Below are 23,905 nucleotides of genomic sequence, written 5' to 3' on the forward strand. Positions count from 1 at the left end.
AGCCACACCCACAAATCAACAAGGAGTTAAGCGTGGAACGTATAGAGTCGTTTATTCGTGATAAGCTGGCACTCAATTTAGACATTCTAGAGGAAGGACTTCAGCTTCTCGATATTGAAAGTTACCTTCCAAACATACAAGGCACCAACGGTTTTATAGACCTCCTCGCTAAAGACTCAAATGGAAAATATGTAATTATCGAGATTAAGCGAAGTAAATCTGCCAGTCGAGATGCGCTCCATGAAGTCTTAAAATACCTTGAAGGTTTGAAGTCGAAATACAGCATCCGCGATTCGGAGATCAGGGTTTTCATTGTATCCACTGAATGGAAGGAGCTTCTAGTACCCTTTTCTTCATTCGTTAAAAGAACATCCGTTGTCACGCAAGGTTTTAGCCTTGAAGTTGACTCAGACTATGCACCGATTCGCTCTACACCGGTCCCGCCCGTCGAGCTAACTCAGGACCGCTTATTTGCTCCATGGCATGAACTCAATCTATACGAATCAAAAGCCTCGTTAGAAAAAGGCATTGCTAGTTATGAAACAAGCTGTTTCGAAAAAGAAATAGAAAACTATGTATTGCTGATTATCACCCCATCAGTTGAATTCAAGAAACGACCCGCACGAGCTCTTGCAATAATTGATCTATCACTTGCCATGCCCGCGCTTAAATTAAAAAAAAGCCCCGAGCAAATTCTTGCAGAACTCCCCACATATAGCCATATACTTTATTTTGCCCCTTTACAACTTTCTGAAGACGCATGCTGGCATTCAATAAGAAAACAAATTAGCGGAGAAGAACTAAAAGAGTTTGAACTTGATGTATCAGGCATGGACGAGTCAGACAAATTATTTCATCTACATGAAAAACTATATGAGCTTACTCCATCAGTCTTCTTCGAGGATGCTGAAATCGGCACCCCGGCGAAACTTTCAAAATTGCTGGATGGTGACGGCGCGGAAATTATTGAGGTTAGGCGCTATGGGACTTTAGATGCCAACAAATTTCTTTCTAATGACTCAATCATCGAAGACCTTCGCGGCGCTGATGGCAACCGGCCCCAATCGTACTACAAGCAATTTATACCCTCAAACCGGGCAGAATTGAGCGAGGTTCGCACATCTATACAACGTTGCCTCGAAGATAACCCGCTATGGAGAAATCAGCTTATTAGGGTAATGGATGAATTCCTTCCCAAGAGCAACAATTTCAAAGCAACTCTATCCATATACAACCCGGGAAACTTCTGTCTATCGCTTTTCAAATCCATAGATGATCCGAAAAGAAGCTACATCCCCAATTACTCTCTTGCTATCACAGAGAACGATATATTGCGCTGTGTATTTATCGGCAGTATGTGGCCAACAGGCAAAAAGGCATCTTTTACGAAAATGCTCAATGAGTTTTATGAAAACAGTGGGCGGCTTTTTTTGAGCACCTTGAACTGGGGTGGGTACGATTCAAGAGATGTTGAGATTTCAGATGCTCTTGGCATGACCTACAAGACATTCAAAATTGAATTCAATGGAGATGATAGAACTTTCTGGGAGCTAACTGATATAAAATGGAAAGCTCATGCAGAGCTTGACGAAGCTTCGGGCTTTCGCCAATTCAAGCAAAACAATAAAAGTTTTGTTACTGATGTTTGCGAATACTATTTGACACACTGGGACGGAGTACTCGTAAAACACGACCTAGATGAAAAATTTGAATTCAGAACATAGTAAAATATTGATGATGCGCACTAGTTAATATATTCGTGCGCATTATTTTTTCGTTCAGATCTATCGTACTTTAAATACCGCACGCCCCCAAACTAAACAATTATTATTTCGTATTCAGTTACGCACTCTTCAGTTGGATTATGAAGAGGCGATTATAGAGCAATCTTCATGAGCAGGTTTCCGGCAACGACCAGCTTTTTACTGATAGGTTCGCCCACACGCTGAAGTTTCCAGCCAAGGCATATTGGAGGCTTTCCGGCTCGTGCCAATGACTACGTTGGGTTTGCAGCAGCAATGGCGCTCGGCTGGGCGACTTCCATGGTTAGGCCTGTGTAGAAACTGAGAGGTGCTGCTTCAGCTTCGCCTCGACAGCTTCAAGATTTTTATTGATGAGCAGGTCATTCAGTAAGCCACATTGCGCTAAGGCTGACTTGCTCGGTGCGCTTGGCGAACTAGTGCCAAGGTAATTTTGTACGTGAGCCGTTTGATGACGGTTTCATCGTTCTGGACTCTCCTGGCCATCGCCTCGATTTGAGGCTGCAACTGCAACGCCGGTGCGTCCAATTTACGAATCTTTTCTAGGATCATCTGTTCAAGGCTTGCCGAGAAAATAATGCGACCGATTCTGTCAGAGCAGGCAGTGCTCGCTGCTATGCTGAGCATTTCTCGGACGGAATCGACGCGATGTCAGATTATTCATTGTCGGATGTGATTGAGAGGATGTATCAGAATCAGCTTGGATTAGAAGCGGCGCTCATGGAGTTGACGCTGCAAGCTGAAAAGCAAGGATTGAAGGAGGTTGGAGAAAACGTTCGTGGAAGCTTGTGGATAATTGGAGAGAATGCAGGATTCATCAAACAAGGCTTGGCAAAACTGCGAAGTAAAAACCTTTGAGAATCCGTATGTTAGGATCAACCCCCTTTTTTTAACTCAATTGCCATCATGCAGAGTTAGCTAGACCCGACCATAATCAATGCAATCAGGTTATGAATTAAGAGCCGCAAATAATGAGTACGTGTCAGCGATTCGAGGTCCAGTTGCACGATGCCGGGGACGGTAGCGGGGACGTATTCATACCACTCACGGCTGACATCCTCAATCGCACGGGTATGACCATCGGCGACGTTTTGAGCCTTGAAGTGGTCGATGGTGTAGCACAGCTCCACCGTGCCATCGAGCAGCCTCGCGCTTACCTCACGAACAGGCTTCAACGTGAGCAAATTCAAGACGACTACCGCAGACGCCTGACTGGCTATCTACAGGTGCCCATTGATACTTCCGATCAAGCGTTCCATGAACTCATTGAGGCCGGCTTTACTGCGTCGCTCACGCAAACGCTCTGCCTTCAAAACACGATTCAACCTTGGCAACGGGACGCCATCATCTCAGCACGGGCGCTTTCCATCCGACTGTCAAAGAACCAGCGATTGACCTTGGATGAGAGCGATAGACTGTTCCGGATTACACATATCGTCGCTATGGCAGAAGCGATCTTTGGCGATATCAGCAAAGCCAAGCAATGGCTATCCAAACCGAAAGCCCATCTTTCCGGTAAAAGCCCTAATGAGCTCGTTTTAACCACACCCGGTACGCATCGGGTTGAGGAAATGCTCATTCAGGTATCAGAGGGCTTTTACGGCTGAAAAGGTCTCTGAGTCAGCAGGCATGCGCGAGCGCCGCTATTCACTTCTTCAAAAAGGTCTCCTGAGATGAATCTCGCACGACTCGTACAACTGGTCGGCGGACACGGTGAACCCGTGAACGGTTGTGATTTGCCACCCGATGAAGCACAGGCGTTGGCGCACGCCAGATTCCCAAATCACTTATCTTGCCTTGTGCGCGACTGGACGATACTCGACCTGGAAACGACCAGTGACGAACTGGAGGCGCTTCGCGCTCGGGGCCTGGAGCCGGTGATGGTCTATGCGTTAAACGTTGTGTTCGATAGCCGGGGACGCTTCAACGCTGGCGACTGGGTCCGCAGCTCGTTCCAATTAAGTTTCGAGGACAATGCCTTCTTCCTCACTAAAAACACGCTGTACGTCTTGCTCGGGAAAGGCACGCGACAGAGAATCACCGTCAGTGGCCTGACCAGTCTTCGATAGCCGTGATCTGCCCGCCACATCAGTAGTACTCCCCCTCACGCAACGCGCTCCATACCCATTTTATTCTGACCTGATAGCGGAATCCCAAGACCTGCTTCGGTCTGTCTTCACGATCGCCTGATCGCTGGCGAGCAACCGCAATAACGCCTTGAACAAATGTCAGATACCGTATTCAATATCTGACATAGTTTTCAGCGAGTCTATCGATGCCTTCCCTACCTGTAGCGATTCTGGAAAAAAGCCTGGCTATCCCTAAAGGCCACGTTCTAAGCCCCAAGGAGTTTTTGCACTTGGGTAGCCGGGCGGCAGTGGATCAGGCTTTTTCACGTCTGGCCAAAGCGGGAAGCCTGTTACGCGTCGCTCGGGGCATCTACGTCGCCTGCTCGCGGGGACAAGACGATACGCAAGCTCCACAGGCAGAAGCTGTCGCACTGTCTATCGTTGCGCAGGGGAAGGTCGTGATCACAGGCTGTGGCGCTGTAGCGGCCAAATCATTTGGGCTGGTTTCGCAGCCTCCGGACGAAGTGACTTTTCTCACGACAGGTCGTAGCAAACAGCTGACCGTGGGCTCGACGAAGGCCTCACTGCAACATGTGCCTTACTGGATGCTGGCATTAGGAAGGTCCAGAGCCGGCGATGCCATCAGGGCAATGGCGTGGATGGGCGCAGAGCGTGCTGACGAGACTGCATCGCAGCTTCACAGCCAGCTTTCAGACGCCCAATGGGAGGCTCTTTCTGCTGTTCGGGCTAGTCTACCCACCTGGATGGCTATTGCAGTGAGCAAGGCTGGCCTCTACGGTGCACCACGCAATGGAGGCGGCGCTACTGACCAACGGCCTCGCATTTAACGGCGTACTTAAGGATATCGACAGGTCATAGCGATTAAACTAACGGGATGAAAAAGGTAGAGAACCATGGCTAGCGGCGAGCATTTAAAGGCGCTTTTGCGCTCACACATCAAAAGAGATGACAGTCATTTCCTTGCCGTTGCTATGCAGATGGCCGCTCACGAAGCCAAGCAAGGACACGGAAAGCTTGCTGAGGATCTACGTACCCTGATTGATTCTGCCCAGTCCAAGCGAAAGCCGCTGTCGTCTGGCCCGGTTCCCATTGGTCAGCCCCGAGGCGAATTGAGCAATCTGCTCTCCGTTGCGCTTCCTCAAACACGCTTTTCTGAAATGATCCTGGACGACGCCACCCACGGCCGTCTCGCCCGCATTATCAGCGAACAGCGCAATTTCGAAAAAATACGTGCACACGGCCTCTCGCCTCGCCGCAAGTTGCTTTTGGTCGGCCCACCCGGAACGGGCAAGACCATGACCGCTTCGGCTTTAGCCGGAGAGCTCGGTATCCCGCTGTACATCGTTCGCCTTGATAGCCTGATTACCAAGTTCATGGGTGAAACTGCGGCCAAGCTTCGGCAGGTGTTCGACGCCATTAGAGACACTCGGGGCATCTACTTCTTCGACGAATTCGACGCGATCGGATCTCAGCGTGGCCTGGCCAATGACGTCGGTGAGATTCGTCGTGTGCTCAACAGTTTTCTTCAGATGATTGAGCAGGATCAGTCCAACAGCTTGATCATTGCCGCCACGAACCATCCAGAAATTCTCGACTACGCCTTGTTCCGACGCTTTGATGATGTTATCGAGTATGGGCTGCCCAACCCGGAACAGATTTGTGCCGTGCTGAAAAATCGGCTCGTGAACTTCTCGAAATCAATTAAAAACTGGGATGAGCTCACCACCGTAGCGAGTGGCCTAAGCTACGCAGAACTGGTACGGGCAGCAGATGACGCGATTAAAGACGCGATCATTCATGATCGTGGTGCGGTAGACGCTAGGGACGTGGCAAAGCATCTTGAAGAGCGTAAAGCTTTCCACGGAAGACAACGATTATAAGCCGGTAGAGCTTTTCGATGACGGAACCAAACGCAGGGCAGCGACGACACTTTCATCTACAACGTACAGGGCGGCCGGAACGATACCAATCGACGGCATCCCCCACCCGAGATCCCGTTTTCCCCCCTCGCGACAAAACAAGGCATGGTGAGCGGTTACTGGGGCAACTGGAGCGCTTCAGAACGCGAATGGCGCAAGCCGTTCAACTGCAACGCTCTCAAGGTCAGGACGGCGGCTTTGGCTTGCAGCTTGAGTTTGTAAGTGAGCCTGGCTTTGAACTGGCATTTGAAGGACTGGCCCGAGGTCAGCAACGAATTGAGTTGTTGAATCTGCGTTACGACGGGGCCACCCAAACTCACTTTGCGACGGTTTTCGTTCCAGATGGAAAACTCAGTGCGTTTGAAGGGCTGGTAACGCAGTACATGCACGTCAACACCAGTAAAGGTGTTCCTCGCAATACCCCTCTGTTAAACCCCATCCTCGAAATCCGAACAGCCACGTTCAGTGCCCTATGGACTGACAGCCAAGATGCGCTACCCAGCAACCCTGACCAGCCGATTTGGTGGGAATTCTGGCTGCCGGTTCGCGATAACCAAGCCGCTGTTCTTCAGCGATTCCGAACGATCGCCAGGGTGCTTGAATTCCAGGTATCGACCGATGCGCTGACCTTCCCAGAGCGTACAGTCGTCAACGTATACGGCACCCAAACAGCCATCACCGCGTCAATGGCACTGCTCAACGAGGTTGCAGAGATTCGCCGCGCCAAGGAAACAGCGGAATTCTTCGATGCACTGACGCCCACGGAGCAGCGCGAATGGGCAGATGATCTGCTCGGGCGTACTTCAGGGGGGGATGACAACAGCGTTCGTATTTGCCTGATCGATACCGGCGTGAACCACGGCCATCCCCTGCTGGCCAACCACATTGCAATGGCGGACCTGCACACCGTTGATGCCGAGTGGGGAGTTCAAGATGATGTAGGCCATGGCACCGGCCTGGCCGGGGTCGCCCTCTACGGCGATCTGGTTGATCCACTGTCAGCACCAGGCCCAGTGAGCATTTCCCACCGCATCGAGTCCGTGAAGCTGCTACCGAGCGCGAGAGGCTACCAGCGCGAGACATACGGTTCGTTGACGATGAATGCGGTAGCGCGGCCAGAAATTATTCAGCCCGACAAGCAACGCGTTTTCAGCATGGCGATTACAAGCCTCGATGACCGTGACAGAGGCCGGCCTTCGGCTTGGTCAGCAGCCGTGGATCTTCTGACCTCTGACGCTCTGGGTGGGCGGACACAGCCACGTCTGATGATCGTCTCTGCTGGAAATGCCGATACGGAGAAATACGCCAATTACCCCTTCAGCAATCAGACTGACGGTATTCATGATCCGGGCCAGTCATGGAACGCGATATGCGTGGGGGCGTATACCCAGAAAGTCACGCTGGATCCCGTCGTTGCGGGAGAGTCTGTTCTTGCCACCAATGGCAGTCTCAGCCCTTACAGCACCACATCATGTACCTGGACGAGGACGCCGTGGCCGTTGAAACCAGATGTCGTCTTCGAGGGTGGCAACCTGGTTCAGGACGCGTACGGCATTTTCAGCCATACCTCGCTTTCACTACTGACTACGTCACACGAGCCGCAGCAGCGCCTGTTCACCACCACGTGGGCGACCAGCGCCGCCTCGGCACTCGCGTCTCGCATGGCCGCGCAAATCTCTTCGGCCTACCCCCAACTCTGGCCGGAAACGGTACGTGCGCTAGTGGTCCACTCCGCCGAGTGGACAGAGCGGATGAAGGCCGAGTTTCTGGCCGGCGACTCAAAGGCCGACTATGAAGCCCTGGTTCGCACCTGTGGTTTCGGCGTTCCCGATATTGGTCGGGCACTGTGGAGCGCATCCAACTCTTTGACCCTGGTGGTGGAGGACTCTCTTCGCCCGTTCACCCGACAGGGATCTAAACCGGCAACCGCCCGCGACATGCATCTTCACCTACTTCCCTGGCCTCAGCAGGAGTTGCTGAACCTCGGCAACGAGGACGTCGAGATGCGTGTCACCCTGTCTTATTTTGTTGAGCCGAATCCAGGTGTCGCCGAACGCGGGCTCAAAGGGCGCTATCGATATGAGTCCCATGGACTGCGCTTTGAGGTCAGCCGGTCTGGCGAGGATGCAACAGTGTTCCGTCAACGGATCAACAGACGCGCCCGAGAGGAAGATGACGATGAAACCCCTTACCTCAGCAGCCCCTCGGACACACGCTGGCTGATAGGTACACGTGGTCGCCATAAAGGGTCTCTGCACTCTGATATCTGGCGCGGACCGGCTTCCGATCTGGCGGGCTTGGGGATGATCGGGATCTACCCTGCGCCAGGGTGGTGGAAAACTTTGGTCAAACAGCAGCGCTTCAATGATGAAGTGAGGTACAGCTTGGTTGTGTCGATTAAGACACAGCAGACTGAAGTAGACCTCTACAACGCTGTCGACGTGGCCATCACCAACGCAGCGGCAATCATAACGTGAGCAAGCCTCCTTACGCCCTGCAGAGTGCGTAGTAGTGTGAGTTGAAGGGGCGTCCAAGCCCTTTCAGCTCGATCATGCAGAGATAGCGGAAATGCTCGGCGACAACCGCCCGGCGGATCAATGAGGATGATGAGACATGGAAGCAACGCTTGAGGCGCAAACCGATGATAAACGGCGAGCGTGGAGTTACAACGGTGCGATAGAGGCAGGTTTGGATCCTAAATCCTATTCTTGGGCAGATGTTCCGACGGGAACGTGGCTTGCTCGCCTCGACTTCAAAATATGGTCAAACAAGACATCGGCCGGCTGTCTTGGCTGTTATTTCACATCACTTGCTGATGGTCGCCAGTATCAGCTCTCCGCCTTTCGTCCGTATCGGTCCACCTCACGATGCTACTCACCGACAGATGACGGCATCGACTTTTCGCGCCCTGGACTCGATGGGCAGATTTTTCAGCTAGAGGTCGGCAAGGCTGCAAACGGAAAAATCAAATGGCTATCGGCGAAGTTCGAGAAGGACCTTTGACGCAGGCAGGATCGATAGCATCTCGACCGTAATGCATTGAAAGAGGCACCTTAACAGATGGCACAACGATATTGCCGTGTGCTATCTGTTAGCCCTCATCCTAAAAGCCGGTGTTCCGTTGTCCTTCATCGCCCGACGTTCATTCCGTTCAAATTTTAAGCCCCGGACAAGCTTTGGCGGCGCTCTTGAGAAGAAAGACTACGACCTCGTCATCTGGTTCTACGGTGGCGTCTGGAAAAGTCCGAATGCCTCACACGAACCCTTGGTCGACGTCGTATTTCGTCGGCTGGACCCAGACGGCACGCTGCACAGCACGGAAGTCATTCCAGTCGCGATGTCGTTCCTTGGTCAATTAAGGATTGGCACCTGTTGGCGGGCAGGTCGGTGGGCGGGTGAGATTCAGTTGGAGGATCTAGGCGTGACCGCCGTGAACCTTCGCGAGAACGTGACCTGGCGGTTTGTCCAACTACGCGACACTCTTCTCGTGAACGACGAAGAATATGGGCTCAAGTCAGGTGAGTGGCCCGTTTGGCTTGTGGAGGTTGATGGTTGGAATGAAGAAAAGATTCTCATACCCTGCGTCGAGTTTTTTATCCGCTGTTATGGCCGCAACTCCGAGTCAGCGCGGATTCTCGCCACCTACCCATGGGACATGGTCTTACAGCGGTTTTTCTACGATTTTCCTACCGAGCCAGGCGACCAGCGAATCCAGTTGAAAAACTGGGTATCCAGCAGTGAAGGAGTGTTCTTGTGGCACCTGCTTCACGACCCAACTACGAGGGACGCGTGCAAAAGAATCTATGCAGAACTCGACGCACAGTTCGGCCCTGCCACCAAACACTCTACAAAAGCGTACCTCAAAGCAGGGCCATGGTTCGAGGGGACGGCGCTCCTTATGGGAGAGGGAAGATGGCTGGCCGATGGCAAGACCTTTCTCTGTTTGCAGTTAACGGGCTTCAGCGATCCGAAGGGCCCCGTCATCGATATCGAACGCTCCAGTTTTGTGACTGATGGCACTCACGACGGCGGCTGGCACAGGCAAAAACGAGTCAAGGAACTACCGGAAAACCAAAGGGTGTCATTGACTGACGCAGAGCCGCCCGACGTGGACTCCGAAACGCTACGGGTGCCCAACTATCCAATTCAACAACTGGGGGACAGACGGCGAATCAGAACTACCCAACGAACTCACAAAGGCCCTAATGGAAACGTCCTCTCGTCGTCCAATGGACACGCTCTACACGCACCCGGTGAGAGGCAAGGCTCGGGCAAAGGCGTGGGCTCGGTGGAGTTTCAGACCCAACTAAATTGGGAATCCCAAGGCGACCTGAAAGCCATGTGGGCGGCGTGCGGACTTCTCGCGGAAAAGTACAGCGACATCATCAGCAGCGTTGAATGGTTCACCTTTGAACGTGGCTACCAGACTATTGGCCCCCCTGAACTGGAACTCTTGCGCCCCCTTGAGAACGCCAGCTTGTCGCCGAAAGTCCGCAATTGGCCATACCTGGATGTTCGCGAGAAAGTCATGCGAGGCCTTTTGATCATCAGGATTCGGGCCGGTCTGCGCAGCTTCTACATCATCGAGTCTCAACGACGACCGCGCTACGTCGCCCAAGCCCGAGACGCAGAAAATGCTTCGAACGCCGAGACGGAGGACGCTGCCGGCCATCAGTGCCTATTGCTTGAAATCAGTGCCGGCGAAAATGACACAAGGCATGCGCTCAAAGAGATTTGCTCGAACATTCGCTACGTTCAGGGCCAGGTGAGAAACATAAGGCTCGACGCCGGCTTTCCAAAGATCACCTTTAACCATTCAAAGCGAGCACCGGGCGAATTTCTGTTCGAGGGCGTTCTAGTCTCAAAGCTTGCTGAACTGAATCTCAAGCTGGAGACAAAAGTCGTCAATTGATCAGGGTGTCACCATATACGGAGAAGGCAGCCAATAGTCTCGATATCCGATCGACACTCGTAAACCTTTTCCACTGGCATCAGGGGCAACGGTCAAATCGCGTGCACTGATTCGTGAAACACCGTGAAAATACTTGAGCCCGACGAGGAGCCACCGCGTTTCAAAGTCCTCGCCCGCGCGCGACCGCCTGAGCAACGCGAAGAGCTCTTTCTCTAGCCTTCTTTTTTCAAGAATTTTCGATAGGCGCCTGACCTGGCCGAGATCGATCCCCGAGCCGAACTCGGCGTTCAGGTAGAGGATAAACCCCGTTACCGATGCCATCCGCCCTGGTGCATCACTTAAGAAGCGGGAGACTTTGGCCGTGCTTGGTAGTTCGTTCGCTCCTCGGCACTTGTCAGTGAGCAGGCGCGCCGCTGTGCTGAGAGCCAATCGAGCTGAACGGATGGAGGTTCGCCCGATGCTCACGCGGCCCATCAACAACCGGAAGTAACCATTCAAAGCCTCGCTTTTTCGCCCGGGCTCCGTAGACGCCAAAATTGCTGAAATCCGACGCTGCTCGGAGTCCATCTCTCGCGCTTGAACATCCACTACAACCGCGTTGATTTCGGTGTACCAGACCATGGGCAATTGCATGCGCCGCAGAGCTTCGGCACCAAAGTACGCCAAGAGATCGGCATACGAAGGCCAACTCGGCCAGTGTTTCTCTATCTCTTGGAAGAACAGCAAAAACCGGTGAATCGAGCGCGCTGCTTTCTTGTAATGGGTACAGGACGGGAGCCACGCACCAAACCGCTCAAACTCGGCTCTCATCCAGCCGCTGCTAAACACCTCAATGTCCATGGCCAAGCGCTTGCGATAGGTCTGCTCCCAATAGCATTCGGTGCATTTTGCGCCCATGCCGGCGGGTATATTTACGCCACAAAACGAGCAAGTGGTAATGCCCACCGTCGAGCACAACCTGCATAGCTTGCGTCCATCAGCCCCCAAGATCAGCCGACGATTGCGCCCGCACGCCGCACAGGTTTCAAAATCGCGACGCGCACACCTTGGGCAGCCTTTTACTATCTGCCCATCAGCAAGCATGTTCACCAGTCGAGTCGAGAGCACCTGGCAGATATCGCAAGGCTGCGGCGCGAGGAAGTAATGCGCGCATGAATTACACGCAGGCCCATAGACCGTCATTCGACCGACCGGGCGACCCACGCGATGGCAGCGCACGCAGGGCTGGCTGGATAAGCAGCGCTGACAGACTGCTTTCAAATCAAATATGGGCAGACGGGCGACTTCAGCGCACTGCGGACAAGGGCGGCGCTTAAACAGACGGGCGTAACAGGTCGAACAATACTTCAGCTGCTTGTGTATCTTTTTGGTTCTGAACAGCGACTTTCCACAGCCTTCGCACATGCTAGACCTTGGGCCATCGTCATTAGCCATCTCGTGAAAACTTCCTTTGCAGCCGAGCCCAGGCTTTAGCTACGTTCGGCACCCCATGAAGCCCAGCACCGCTCTTGCGATGTCGTGATGCTCCACTTTGCAGGGCCTCCAAGATGCCTGAAATGCTGCTTGGCGCATGGCATCCTCGTGGCAGCGGCAGAGCAGATCGAGACAGTGCATGGGCCCTGAACACCTGCGCCAAGATCTCATGATCGAAAGACATGACCTTCCAAGTCTGCGCCAGAAGCTCTGCACGCTCTCTCACCGCAAGCGCTTCCAGGGCAAGCCCTGATGGACTTGTCGCGAGCATCTGCACATCCAAATCACGGAGGATGGCACTGATTGATTGAGTGGGGTGAAGCGAGGCGCAGCGAATGAATGACTGAACCATCCTGGCCCAAAGAAACCAGTCAGCTGTGGTCATCAATTGAGACCCAGCAACACAATGACCGCTAAGACAATCATCGGCAGCTTGCTGAAACAGCATGTCCGACTCACAGGTGCTTTCAACCGGGCTGAGTGCAAAGCGATACCCGCACAGATGGCAGGCCCCGCAATCTTGATCCGGTGGCAAGAGCCGTTGAGGTTGCAGCGCGGTCCAGCAGTTCGGACAGCGATCGATAAGCCATACATGATGCCGAGAACAGCTGAAGTGCCAGGCTAACCGTCCACTGATCCGGTAATAAGGCGGGTCTTCAGCAAAGCACAGTGGGCAAAGTTGAAGACCGGCCGCAGTGCGCAGGTTTCTGCTTCCCCGTACAAGAATCCAAGGCCAAGTTGCTTCACCAATCGGCCTCTCGCTGATCGCTTCGGCAATAGAGCCGAGGCAACAATTGGACACCTCTGAAACAGAGCAGCCTGCCAGTCTGGCAAGACTGCTCGCTCGATCACTACTCACCCCCCGATCCAGATCACCACTCAAAGCGCGCCATTTCGGCCAAATGATGCTGGTCAACGCCAAGGGAGAACACCCATGTGCTAGCGCTGTGCGAACAAGCCATGAGGTGAGTAACTCATCCTCCATGATGGGTTGCGTCCTGGGCCAAACCGAGTGATTCAGATCAACTCGCGGATGCCACGTGTAGGCCGTAGCCATGATTTGCTCTCGATTATCGACTGGTCGATATGCTCCTTGCCTGATTTGATGGCCTCGGTTGCGCACTCAAGTAACAGGCGCTGCAGGTCACCAGTGTTTCCCCCCGAGATGGAGTAGAGCAATTGAGCCAGGTGAGGCCGAGATAGACCGGAGGCTTCACGAAGCGGAAGAACTGATTCGAAGTCTTTAACCAGCCGCTGGAAGTCAGCGTTGGGCTCCCACGTGCGTAGCGGCATCACGTCAAAGCGACTGGCATGCTGAGGATCGGTATGAAGCACACGAACAGCATCAGGTGTGCCCACTCCCACCACGGGAATAGCCAAGGTGTTACAGAGAAACTTGAGCGCATTCATCGTTTCCCGCTGCTTTATCGCGGAGCCCGTCAGCAGTGAATGGAACTCATCGATGATCAGCAGCTTTACGCTGCAAGTGCGGAACAAATGAATCACCTGATAGCGAAGCTTGGTGACGGAATCCGACTCGCGGTACGGAGCCCAGAACTGCTCCAAGATGGCGATGTACAACCCCTTTTCGCCTGACGTGGGAGGCGCATCAGTCAAGATGACCGGCTTAACAGACTCGACCTCTTCGTTGACGTAAGCCGCACCGTGCAGGGCAACGAACCGACGGACGATTGTCGTCTTCCCGTTGTTGGAATCGCCGACGATGAGCAGGTTACGCATACGGGGCCGCACAGGCATCTGCATCAGGTGCAGCAGCGTATCCAAGATTTTTTGAGCAGCGGGATAACCAATCCAGCGAGGCTGATCAAGGAAATGCAGGCGTTCGTTATCGGAAAGCTGAACAACCGCCCTAAACTCAGGATGGACGTGCGCATATTGCGTCATGAGACGTCTCCAAAGCTGTTCAGATCGAAATCAACCATACCGGTGGCGAAGGCTGGCTGCTCTTGCGGAGCTTGAACCGGTTGGGGCTGAGGCTGGGCCGGCGTCACGTTCTTCGAGTGACGACGATGCCGCTCGACTTGGCGCCTTGCCTGCTTGGTTCTTGCCTGGGCTGAAGCGACCAGTTCCCGGTTTTCAAGGATATACCTCTTGATGAGCTCCTCGTTGATGTGAGCTCGCCCTTCGTCTACTGCTTTCTTCTTGGCCGCTCGATACTCCCACACACTGGCTGCCGGGAATGCCTGGTTCGCGACGGGGATTTTGAAGTATTGCTTAAGCACTGGGTCAAAAAACCAAATGACACTGATATCACGCGGATCGCGACGGAAGATGAATTTCCGAGTCTTGCCCGTTTCCTCATCTTTGGAGTTGATCCATGGCCGCAGTGCCTCGGAGTAGTAACGCACATCAAACTCAACACCGTAGTGCTGGATTGTGCGCTCGAAGGACGGTAAAAAATCCCGCTGGATCGTGAACGGATCAGTCGGACGCATCGGCATCCCGACAAGAGGATCGACGCCAAGATTTCCAAAAATACCCACATGCCACTTACGCGCCGGGCTCATAAAAATCTTTGAGTGGTATTCCTGATGGTATTTGAGAATCTCACGAACCAGCCAAACCTCAAACTCATCGACCGTCAGCGCCGCCTTACCTTCGGAATCATAGCCGTCTCGGTCGTCGACATTGCCGAATGTGGTGCCTGGTAGCGAATGCACCTTTTTCATGAAGGTGCCCAACAGTCGCTCGATATGCCCACCGAATTTTGGGCGTTTGACAGGGCGAAACCGGTTTTCGATGCCATATAACAAGCAAGAGCGTTTCAACGTTTCCGCTTGGAAATCAGGGCCATTGTCAGAGTGCAGAACCACCGGAAATCCCCAAACCGGCCATTCACCTTCAACGCCATGAACGGTCAGCCAATCTTCTTTAGGAAGTGCCGAGTGAGCCACACACATAGCTACCGAAATACCGGAAGGCTCATCCAGCGCTAGGTAATAGCCGGTGATCATTCGCGTATGAACGCATATCGCCAATGTGAGCCACATTCGACCTATGGATAGGCGATGAACGTTGTCTACAAGCATTACATCGATAGGCGTGTGGTCGATCTGGACGACGGACAAAGGGAAATCAGCGCCAGGAAAACTGCCCGGTGACGGGGTGTATTTGTTCCGCGCAATTTCAGCGAAACCTCGACCACGAAAGAATTCTTTTTCGGATACCAGATTGATGCGCGCCCGAATAGCGGAAGGGCTCGGCGACGCAATATTCATCGCTTCACACGCTTCCTTCACCCTCCCTACGGCTTCCTGCGCCGTCGGTCGCTGGTGGCTCAGGTAAAAACCTTTGATGACCGATCGAATAATTTCTTCCGCCTCGGCTGAGATCCGAGAGTTACCTTGCTGCCAACCACGCTTACGCGGGATCAGTGCAAGAAGCTCCCCCCAATCCCTGTATTTGCCAAGCCACCTGTAAAGCGTGGCCGCCCCAACACCAACTTCTTCCGCTCGCTGTTCAACCTCTTTACGTCCGACCACAACATTGCCGATTAGCGGCTGGATAGCTGCATAGCGCTTCTGCGCTATAGCCCATTCTTCGGCCGCAACCGCCGCGATATCGTAGTAAGCGTACAGCCCATCGACCTTTGCCTTGGCGACAGGCTTGAGGGCTGCGATGGGCAGCGCTGCAGCGCGCCCAGACTCAACATCGATCCCGATGACCGTCGTGAAATCCAACACTTGCGAGACCCGGTAGACGTGATCCGCATAGGTCACCATCGAATCAATGTTGGCATCTACCCGAGCTCGATCAGGCTCAAACGGAACGAGCTCTTGGTTGCTATCGTCTTGATCAGTCATCGCTCGGGTATCCAGAGTTCTAGAAAACTATTGAGTGGAAGTCGGATGTCACAATCCAGTTGCCTCGTCGCCACCAGGTGCCAGATGTGTCCGATGCCTTCGGCCTTGTAGATGCCCCCGAAGTGTCGAGCCAACAGGTAGTGGAATGGCACCACATTCATCTGCCTGACCGTTTCCAGAATCCACGCGGAGTCTTCGGGCGGATAGTGATAACGCTTGTAGCGTTCCAGGAACTGAATGTTGGCAAAGGCTGTGTCGCGGATACGGCTCTCGTCATAGATGTGGAAGTTCCACCCTTGGTCATTCGCGTACCTCCAAGCAGCTTTCCATTTAGGCAGCCACTTCCTCCAGTTCGCTCTCCAGTCAGCCTCTGGCTTCACCTCGACCAAGGTTGGCTTTGGATATTGCTCGTAATTACGACCACCCAGCCGGTAGTAAACTAGGAAATCTGGGGTGTACTGGAAGGTGCGACCGTCTCTACCGGTGAAATCAATTTGGATCGGTTGCGGAACAATCGTTTCGACGTCACAAGAGAAAGCCGTGCGCGCAAGAAAGTCGCGCTCCAGCATCGACTCATAGGGGATTCCTTCTTCTTTGCGGAAGGGAAAGACACCCGACATGCTTCGCTTGGTGGGCTTAATTGCTCGGGTTTGGCGCGGTCTAGTTTTATCGCAGCTATTTTTGTCCATATCGAGTTTAGTCGCACCTAATTCGAAATATTGGCTCAGCTATTTCCAACGAAAGCTGCCGTTTTTCAAGGGTTTCATAGCACCACTGTCTCATCTATTTCTGAATCCTACAGCAGCTCAAAACCGCAACCCGGCGAAATCACCCTCGCCCATCATGGTGTGCTGTTCCTCGATGAACTACCCGAGTTTGATCGCAAGGTGCTGGAGGTTCTGCGTGAGCCGCTAGAATCCGGCTGCATCGTGATTGCCCGCGCCAAGGAGCGCGTGCGTTTCCCCGCAAGATTCCAGCTGGTGGCGGCGATGAATCCCTGCCCCTGTGGATATCTTGGCGAGCCGAGTGGCAAGTGCTCGTGCACGCCGGACATGGTGCAGCGCTATCGCAACAAGCTGTCGGGGCCGTTGCTGGATCGAATCGATTTGCACCTGACGGTGGCGCGAGAAGCCACAGCGTTGAACCCTGCGGTGAAACCGGGCGAGGACAGCGCCAGCGCGGCCGAGTTAGTCGCCGAGGCCCGCGAGCGGCAGCAGAAGCGCCAGGGCTGCGCCAATGCGTTTCTCGATTTGCCGGGGCTGAAGAGGCACTGCAAGTTATCCACAGCCGATGAAACCTGGCTGGAAACGGCGTGTGAAAGGCTGACCTTGTCGCTGCGCTCGGCGCATCGGCTGCTCAAGGTGGCACGGACGCTGGCGGATCTGGAGACGCGCGCAGATATCAGTCGCGAGCACCTGGCCGAAGCGTTGCAGTATCGGCCGGCGACTCAGTAGGTGCTGAGTTTTGGGAGAGCCCAAACGCAAGCAAGCTCGCTCTCACAGGACCAACACAGATCCTTTGGGAGCGAGCCTGCTCGCGATAGCTTTTTCAGAGACGCATCAGCGGAACCGATCAACCTCGGAACGCAAATCCGCCGCCAGCTTCTCCAGTTCTTTGGCCGTCACCGCCAGATTGGAAACCACCTCACGCTGCTCACTGTTGGCCATCGCAATGCTCTGCAGATTGCTGCTGAGCAACGTCGCGGTGCTGCTCTGCTCCTGAGTCGCCGTGGTGATCGCCGCAAACTGCTGCCCTGCCGAACGGCTCTGCTCATCGATCCGCGCCAGCGCCGAAGCAACGTTGGCGTTACGCGACAAGCCTTCCTGCATCAGCACGTTGCCCTGTTCCATGGTGCTGATGGCGTTGCCGGTTTCCTGCTGGATGCTGTGGATCATCCCGGAAATTTCGTCAGTCGCCTGACGGGTGCGCGATGCCAGATTGCGCACTTCGTCAGCCACCACGGCAAAGCCGCGACCTTGCTCGCCGGCACGGGCCGCTTCGATGGCCGCGTTGAGCGCCAGCAGGTTGGTCTGTTCGGCAATCGAGGTGATCACGCTGACGATGCCGCCGATTTCCTGGGAGCGCTGACCGAGCGTGTTGATCACGGTCGCCGTGGTGTTCAGCGCGCCGGCAATCTGCTCCAGCGAGGACGATGCTTCTTCCATCGAGCTGCGACCGATCTGGGTCTGCTGGGCATTTTCCTGGGCCAGACGTTGGGTGTTGCCCATGTTGTCGGCAATGTTCAGCGAGGTGGCGGAAAACTCTTCAACCGCACCCGCCATGCTGGTGATTTCGCCGGACTGTTGCTCCATGCCTTCGTATGCGCCACCGGACAGACCGGACAGTGCCTGCGCACGGCTGTTGACCTCCTCCGAGGCGCGACGAATGTGCTCGACCATGGTCGACAGCGCCTGGCTCATCTGGTTGAACGCGCGGGCCAACTGGCCGATTTCATCGTTGCTCGACACATTCAGGCGCACGCTCAGATCGCCGGCACCCAGGGCTTCGGCCTGACGCACCAGATCACCCAGCGGTTGCAGTTTGCTGCGCAGCAGCCATACCGCCGAACCGACCGCGATCAGCATCGCCAGCAGACTGCCGATGGCCAACTGGATGCCGACACTCCAGGTTACTTCGCGGATCTCGGACTTCGGCATGCTCGCCACCACCGACCACGGCCCACCTTCGAACGGCACGGCGATGCTGTAGAAGTCTTCAGACTTGTCGCTCCAGAACCGGCCCTTGCCCGGTGCTTTCGCCAGGCCATTCACCACCGGCACTGCTTGATCCGGCGCCTGCACGCCCGCTGGCGCGACCAGCCATTTGTTCTGCTCGTCCAGCAGCGCCAGAGAACCGCTCTGGCCAATGCGGAAGCGCTTGAGGTTGTCGAACTGAGCGTTCTGCGCGTCGGTGTAGTCGAAGCCGACGAACAACACAGCGATCACCTTGCCGCTGCTGTCACGCACCGGGGTGTACTGAGTCATGTAGGAACGATCGAACAGCAGCGCGCGGCCGACGTAGCCTTGCCCCGCCATCAACTTCGCGTAAGCCGGGTGGGCGTGATCGAGCAAGGTGCCGATGGCGCGGCTGCCGTCCTGCTTGGTCAGCGAGGTACTGACCCGCACGAAGTCTTCGCCGCTGCGCACGAACAGCGTGGCAACGCCCGCCGTCATCTGCTTGAACTCGTCGACTTCCTTGAAGTTGTTGTTCAACACTTCGCTGCCCAGGTGCAGGCCCGGGGTCTGGGTGCCCGCCACGCTGACCGGCTCGTCCGGGTGAATGCTCAGGCCCGCGCTGAAGCGCTTCTCGAACAGCCCGCTCAGACGCTGGGTGCTTTCACGCAGCGTGCCGTGGAAGGTGCTCAACTGGTCGGCGAGCAGACGGGCCTCGCTGGCCAGGTGTTCTTCACGGGTGGCGAGGTTGGCGGTGTCCAGCGAACGCAGGGCGAACACCGTACTGCCACTGATGACAACCGCCAGTATCACGGCGAGCGCAAGGCCCAGCTGCGAGGCGATCCGGGCGCGAGGTTGAGACATGGACAGCTCCTGGCCGAGTCTGCGGATCCTCCCTGATCGCGGCTCGGAAAAATTCTAATAATGGGGGTGATGCGCAGAACCGGCACGACGGTTCCACTTGGACGTATTCGGCGGTGAAAGCGAATACTTGAGCGCACAGCAGGGTTATGGCCTGGGGCCGGCATTGTGGCGGCTCGAACGTTTCAGCTCAAGCGCGCGACCACCGGCAGTTCCATCGCCCGAACTTCGCCCTGAAGGAAATCACTGAGCCGGCGCAAACGTTCACCTCCCGGACGGGTCTTTGGCCACACCAGGTAATAATTCAGGCCGCTGGCGACCGCCGTCGGCCACGGCAGACTCAAACGTCCTTGCGCCACATCCTCGGCCACCATCAGCAGATCGCCCATGGACACGCCATAACCCCGGGCCGCCGCGATCATCCCCAGTTCCAGGGTATCGAACACCTGTCCGCCCTTGAGTGATACCTGATCCGACAACCCCATGTGCTCCAGCCAGCTGCGCCAGTCGCGGCGATCCGGGGTCGGGTGCAGCAATTCGGTGGAGGCCAGTCGCGTCACATCCCAGGGCTGATCATTGAGCAGGTTGGGCGCACCTACCGGGATCAGCTCTTCCGGAAACAACAGGCTGGCCTCCCAGTCCGGCGGAAAATGCCCGTCGCTGAGCAGCACCGCGCAATCGAAAGGCTCGTTGTTGAAGTCCACCGAGTCCACGTCCATCCAGGCACTGGTCAGTTGCACTTCATTGCCCGGCTGCAAATGGCGGAAGCGACTGAGCCGCGCCAGCAACCAGCGCATGGTCAGGGTCGACGGGGCTTTCATGCGCAGGATGTCATCTTCGGCGCGCAAGGTATTGCAGGCCCGCTCAAGCGCCGCAAAGCCTTCACGGATGCCGGGTAACAGCAGGCGCGCCGACTCGGTCAGTTGCAGGTTGCGGCCGCTGCGGTGGAACAGCCGACAGGCGAAGTGCTCTTCGAGCGTGCGGATGTGCCGGCTCACCGCACTCTGAGTGATCGACAACTCTTCGGCGGCACGGGTGAACGAACTGTGCCGCGCCGCAGCTTCGAATGCACGCAGGGCATACAAGGGTGGAAGACGACGGGACATGCACAGCGCTCCAATGGCGGGATTGCGCCAACTTAGCAGAATTGCTTCTGGATGAGTTTTAATCATGCCACCCATCCTTTTTATCCCTTTGTGCAACCCGCGCCAAACCCTGAGAATCGACGGTCTCTTGCTCCCTCTTTTATAAGGATGTGAAACCATGCTGCGTCCTGTGCGTACCGAACTCTGGGCCATCCTGCGGCTGGCGGGGCCGTTGATCGCCTCGCAGTTGGCGCACATGTTGATGGTGCTGACCGACACCCTGATGATGGCCCGTCTCAGTCCCGAAGCGCTGGCCGGCGGCGGGCTGGGCGCGGCCAGTTATTCGTTCGTGTCGATCTTCTGCATCGGCGTGATCGCGGCGGTCGGCACCCTGGTGGCAATCCGTCAGGGTGCCGGCGACATTATCGGCGCCGCCAGACTGACCCAGGCCGGGCTGTGGCTGGCGTGGCTGATGGCGCTGGGCGCCGGGTTGCTGCTGTGGAACCTCAAACCGGTGCTGTTGCTGTTCGGCCAGACCGAGACCAACGTCAACGCCGCCGGACAATTTCTGATCGCCCTGCCATTCGCCCTGCCCGGCTACCTGAGCTTCATGGCTCTGCGCGGCTTCACCAGTGCGATTGGCCGGGCAACACCGGTGATGGTCATCAGCCTCGCCGGCACCGTGGCCAACTTCCTGCTCAATTACGCGCTGATCACCGGTATGTTCGGCCTGCCGAAACTGGGGCTGACCGGTATCGGGCTGGTCACGGCGATTGTCGCCAACTGCATGGCGCTAGGGCTGGCGTGGCATATCCGTCGGCATCCGGCCTATGACGCTTACCCGCTGCGCGAGGGCCTGTCGCGGCCGAACCGGCAGTACCTGAAAGAACTCTGGCGCCTGGGTCTGCCGATTGGCGGCACCTACGCGGTGGAAGTCGGACTGTTCGCCTTCGCGGCGCTGTGCATGGGCACCATGGGCAGCACGCAACTGGCGGCGCACCAGATTGCCCTGCAAATCGTATCGGTGGCATTCATGGTGCCGGCGGGGATGTCGTATGCGATCACCATGCGCGTCGGCCAGCATTACGGCGCCGGGCAACTGAACGATGCGCGGATGTCCGGGCGGGTCGGAATCGTCTTCGGTGCAGTGGTGATGCTGGGGTTTGCGATGGTGTTCTGGCTGTTGCCGAACCAGTTGGTCGGTTTGTTCCTCGACCATAACGACCCGGCGTTTGCCGAGGTGATTCGGCTGGCCGTGAGCCTGCTGGCGGTCGCGGCATGGTTCGAGCTGTTCGACGGCACGCAGACGATTGCCATGGGCTGCATTCGCGGACTCAAGGACGCCAAGACCACCTTCCTGGTCGGGCTCGGTTGCTACTGGCTGATCGGTGCGCCAGCGGCGTGGTTGATGGCGTTCCATCTGCACTGGGGGCCGACCGGCGTCTGGTGGGGTCTGGCGCTGGGCCTGGCCTGCGCGGCGATCAGCCTGACGCTGGCGTTCGAATGGAAGATGAAGCGGATGATTCGACTGGAGCCGCAATCTCGAGGATTCAAGATCGCTCAGCCGGAATGACGGGCTACGGGAGCAACCCTGCTCCCGTACACCTTTTAGTCAGACCACAATACCCAGCGGAGGCTGGCTGGCGTCAGCAATCAGATAGTCAACCAGCTCCGCCAACGGCAACGGCTTGCTGATCAGGTAGCCCTGCACCTGATCGCAGCCGAATCCGCGCAACAGATCCAGTTGCTCCCGGGTTTCCACCCCTTCGGCCACCACTTCCAGGTGCAGGTTGTGCGCGAGGTTGATCATCGCGTGCACCAGTTTTCGGTTCTCTTCGCGCTGTTCCATGCCGCCGACGAAGCTCTTGTCGATCTTCAGCAAGGTGATCGGCAGGCTGTTGAGGTGCACGAACGACGAGAACCCGGTGCCGAAATCATCCAGCGAAAAACGCACGCCGAGGCGACCGAGGGCGTCCATGGTCTGTTTGACCAGATCGCTGCGGCGCATCACGGCGGTTTCGGTGAGTTCGAACTCCAGCCACTGCGCCTCGACCCCACGCTCGGCGATCAGACGACTGAGCGTCGGCAACAACTGGCTGTCCTGAAACTGGCGGAACGACAGGTTGATCGCCATGTGCAGCGCCGGCAATCCGCGTTCACGCAAGGCCTGCATGTCACGCAGGGCCCGGGAAATCACCCAGTAACCCAGCGGTACGATCAGACCGCTCTGCTCGGCCAGCGGCACGAATTCGCTCGGCGGCAACAGGCCGCGTTCGCTGTGACGCCAGCGCACCAGGGCTTCGAGGCCGACGATCTGACCGTCCTGCATATCCAGACGTGGCTGGTAATGCAGCTCCAGTTCGTCGCGGCGCAACGCCCGGCGCAGTTCGCTCTCGAGGTCGGCGATGCTCCGGGCGTTGCGGTTGATCCGTTCGTTGAAGATGTGAAAGGTGCAGCCCTGGGTGCTCTTGGCCTGCTGCATGGCGATATGCGCATGCCACATCAATGGATCGGCACCACCCTGGGCGCGGGCGTGTGCGATGCCCAGACTGGAGCCGATCAGCAGGCTTTCACCGTCGATCCAGTAAGGCTCGGCCAAGGCTTCGGTGATGCGTTCGGCCATCCATTCGGCCCGTTGCGGAGCACGGCGGGTGTCGATCAGCAGGGCAAACTCATCGCTGCCCAGACGCGCCAGTTGATCGCCGGCCTCCAGCTGGCTTTTCAGCCGGGCGACCACTTGCAGGATCAGCCGGTCGCCGGCCTGATGGCCGAGGGCGTCATTGGCGTAGCGGAAGTTGTCGAGATCGAGGTGTCCGAGGGCCAGGCCGCGACCGTCATTTTCGGCAAGACGCGCGGTCAGCAAAGTCTGGAAGCCCTGACGGTTGGCGATACCGGTCAAGGGATCCTGTTCGGCCAGGCGTTGCAGGGTGTTTTCCAGCACGCCGCGTTCGCGCACATGGCGCAGGCAACGACGAAGCATGCCGGCATCGAGGGCATCGAACACCAGCCAGTCGCTGACGCCATCGGGGGCGGTCGCCGGTTCGTGTTCCAGCAGCAACACGGTCGGCAGGCTGCAACGGCCGGGGGCCGGCTGCAAGGCGGGAACGGTCAACAACACCGCATGGCGGTTGTCTTCGAACAGACTGCTGACCGACTCCCAGCTCGGCGCGCTGATCAGCACCGCCGCGCTCCCCAACGGAGCCAGACACTCGCGCAATAACGCTGTCCACGCTGGCTCTTCGGCCAGTAGCAGCAAACGCAAGGGTTCGACAGGCGTAGTCAAGCTGACTCCCTAGACTCTGCAATGAT

The 23,905-nt window shown here is 56.1% G+C and carries 19 protein-coding genes and 1 pseudogene; 11 read left to right on the plus strand and 9 right to left on the minus strand.

Annotation, left to right across the window (positions count from 1 at the left end; genetic code table 11):
• The first annotated feature begins 32 nt into the window (after positions 1-32).
• From IF189_RS27610 to IF189_RS27650, 9 genes are all read left to right on the plus strand, one after another.
• Positions 33-1,724 carry an endonuclease NucS domain-containing protein gene (locus tag IF189_RS27610; protein ID WP_192552552.1) on the plus strand — a complete coding sequence of 564 codons (1,692 nt, stop codon included), beginning with the start codon at positions 33-35 and terminating at the stop codon, positions 1,722-1,724.
• Positions 1,725-2,408: 684 nt separating this feature from the next.
• On the plus strand, positions 2,409-2,618 hold the full coding sequence (locus IF189_RS27615) for a hypothetical protein (RefSeq protein ID WP_192552553.1): 210 nt from the start codon (positions 2,409-2,411) through the stop codon (positions 2,616-2,618).
• A gap of 215 nt (positions 2,619-2,833) precedes the next feature.
• Entirely contained in the window at positions 2,834-3,367 is a 534-nt protein-coding gene (locus IF189_RS27620) for an antitoxin Xre/MbcA/ParS toxin-binding domain-containing protein (protein ID WP_192552554.1), read from the plus strand.
• A 66-nt stretch (positions 3,368-3,433) separates the two neighbouring features.
• On the plus strand, positions 3,434-3,829 hold the full coding sequence (locus IF189_RS27625) for a DUF6957 family protein (RefSeq protein ID WP_192552555.1): 396 nt from the start codon (positions 3,434-3,436) through the stop codon (positions 3,827-3,829).
• Between the two features lie 206 nt (positions 3,830-4,035).
• Positions 4,036-4,677, plus strand: coding sequence for a DUF6088 family protein (locus IF189_RS27630; RefSeq protein ID WP_225739923.1), 642 nt, complete (start codon positions 4,036-4,038; stop codon positions 4,675-4,677).
• A 66-nt stretch (positions 4,678-4,743) separates the two neighbouring features.
• Entirely contained in the window at positions 4,744-5,730 is a 987-nt protein-coding gene (locus tag IF189_RS27635; RefSeq protein WP_192552556.1) for an AAA family ATPase, read from the plus strand.
• A gap of 188 nt (positions 5,731-5,918) precedes the next feature.
• Positions 5,919-8,246 (plus strand): S8 family peptidase, encoded by a 2,328-nt coding sequence (locus IF189_RS27640; RefSeq protein WP_192552557.1) that lies wholly within the window; start codon positions 5,919-5,921, stop codon positions 8,244-8,246.
• A 136-nt stretch (positions 8,247-8,382) separates the two neighbouring features.
• A complete protein-coding gene (locus tag IF189_RS27645; protein ID WP_192552558.1) occupies positions 8,383-8,772 on the plus strand; it encodes a hypothetical protein in 390 nt (129 codons plus the stop codon).
• A gap of 118 nt (positions 8,773-8,890) precedes the next feature.
• Complete coding sequence (locus IF189_RS27650; RefSeq protein WP_192552559.1) at positions 8,891-10,681, plus strand: hypothetical protein; 1,791 nt, start codon at positions 8,891-8,893, stop codon at positions 10,679-10,681.
• On the opposite strand, the gene IF189_RS27655 is transcribed toward IF189_RS27650, so the two are convergent.
• The 6 genes and pseudogenes from IF189_RS27655 to IF189_RS27675 all read right to left on the minus strand — a co-directional run bounded on the left by IF189_RS27655 (position 10,682) and on the right by IF189_RS27675 (position 16,598).
• Complete coding sequence (locus IF189_RS27655) at positions 10,682-12,115, minus strand: hypothetical protein (protein ID WP_192552560.1); 1,434 nt, start codon at positions 12,113-12,115, stop codon at positions 10,682-10,684.
• Complete coding sequence (locus IF189_RS28940) at positions 12,108-12,602, minus strand: hypothetical protein (protein ID WP_225739986.1); 495 nt, start codon at positions 12,600-12,602, stop codon at positions 12,108-12,110. Before IF189_RS28940 ends, IF189_RS27655 begins: the two co-directional genes overlap by 8 nt.
• 198 nt (positions 12,603-12,800) lie before the next feature.
• Positions 12,801-13,211: pseudogene (locus tag IF189_RS29265) on the minus strand (TniQ family protein); the annotation flags it as partial.
• Positions 13,172-14,059 (minus strand): TniB family NTP-binding protein, encoded by an 888-nt coding sequence (locus IF189_RS27665; protein WP_192552562.1) that lies wholly within the window; start codon positions 14,057-14,059, stop codon positions 13,172-13,174. The gene IF189_RS27665 and the pseudogene IF189_RS29265, both read right to left, overlap by 40 nt.
• Positions 14,056-15,978, minus strand: a complete 1,923-nt coding sequence (locus tag IF189_RS27670; protein ID WP_192552563.1) for a Mu transposase C-terminal domain-containing protein — start codon at positions 15,976-15,978, stop codon at positions 14,056-14,058. Before IF189_RS27670 ends, IF189_RS27665 begins: the two co-directional genes overlap by 4 nt.
• Complete coding sequence (locus tag IF189_RS27675) at positions 15,975-16,598, minus strand: TnsA endonuclease N-terminal domain-containing protein (protein WP_225739924.1); 624 nt, start codon at positions 16,596-16,598, stop codon at positions 15,975-15,977. Before IF189_RS27675 ends, IF189_RS27670 begins: the two co-directional genes overlap by 4 nt.
• A gap of 99 nt (positions 16,599-16,697) precedes the next feature.
• Between IF189_RS27675 and IF189_RS27680 the strand changes: the two genes are divergently transcribed.
• Complete coding sequence (locus IF189_RS27680) at positions 16,698-17,432, plus strand: ATP-binding protein (RefSeq protein ID WP_225739925.1); 735 nt, start codon at positions 16,698-16,700, stop codon at positions 17,430-17,432.
• A gap of 105 nt (positions 17,433-17,537) precedes the next feature.
• Here the strand turns inward: IF189_RS27680 and IF189_RS27685 are convergent, their stop codons facing one another.
• Together IF189_RS27685 and IF189_RS27690 are read right to left on the minus strand one after the other, a co-directional pair.
• The gene (locus tag IF189_RS27685) at positions 17,538-19,514 is read right to left on the minus strand and encodes a methyl-accepting chemotaxis protein (RefSeq protein WP_134828493.1); all 1,977 of its coding nucleotides are present in this window, start codon (positions 19,512-19,514) and stop codon (positions 17,538-17,540) included.
• Positions 19,515-19,696: 182 nt separating this feature from the next.
• Complete coding sequence (locus IF189_RS27690) at positions 19,697-20,617, minus strand: LysR substrate-binding domain-containing protein (protein WP_192552564.1); 921 nt, start codon at positions 20,615-20,617, stop codon at positions 19,697-19,699.
• Between the two features lie 157 nt (positions 20,618-20,774).
• On the opposite strand from IF189_RS27690, the gene IF189_RS27695 reads away from it, so the two are divergent.
• Complete coding sequence (locus IF189_RS27695) at positions 20,775-22,169, plus strand: NorM family multidrug efflux MATE transporter (RefSeq protein ID WP_192552565.1); 1,395 nt, start codon at positions 20,775-20,777, stop codon at positions 22,167-22,169.
• A gap of 39 nt (positions 22,170-22,208) precedes the next feature.
• Here the strand turns inward: IF189_RS27695 and IF189_RS27700 are convergent, their stop codons facing one another.
• Positions 22,209-23,879: a putative bifunctional diguanylate cyclase/phosphodiesterase gene (locus IF189_RS27700; protein WP_085708896.1), complete on the minus strand. Its 1,671-nt coding sequence runs from the start codon at positions 23,877-23,879 to the stop codon at positions 22,209-22,211.
• Between the last annotated feature and the right edge of the window lie 26 nt (positions 23,880-23,905).

Source organism: Pseudomonas sp. IzPS59 (assembly GCF_014863505.1).
In the GTDB taxonomy this organism is placed as follows: domain Bacteria; phylum Pseudomonadota; class Gammaproteobacteria; order Pseudomonadales; family Pseudomonadaceae; genus Aquipseudomonas; species Aquipseudomonas kribbensis.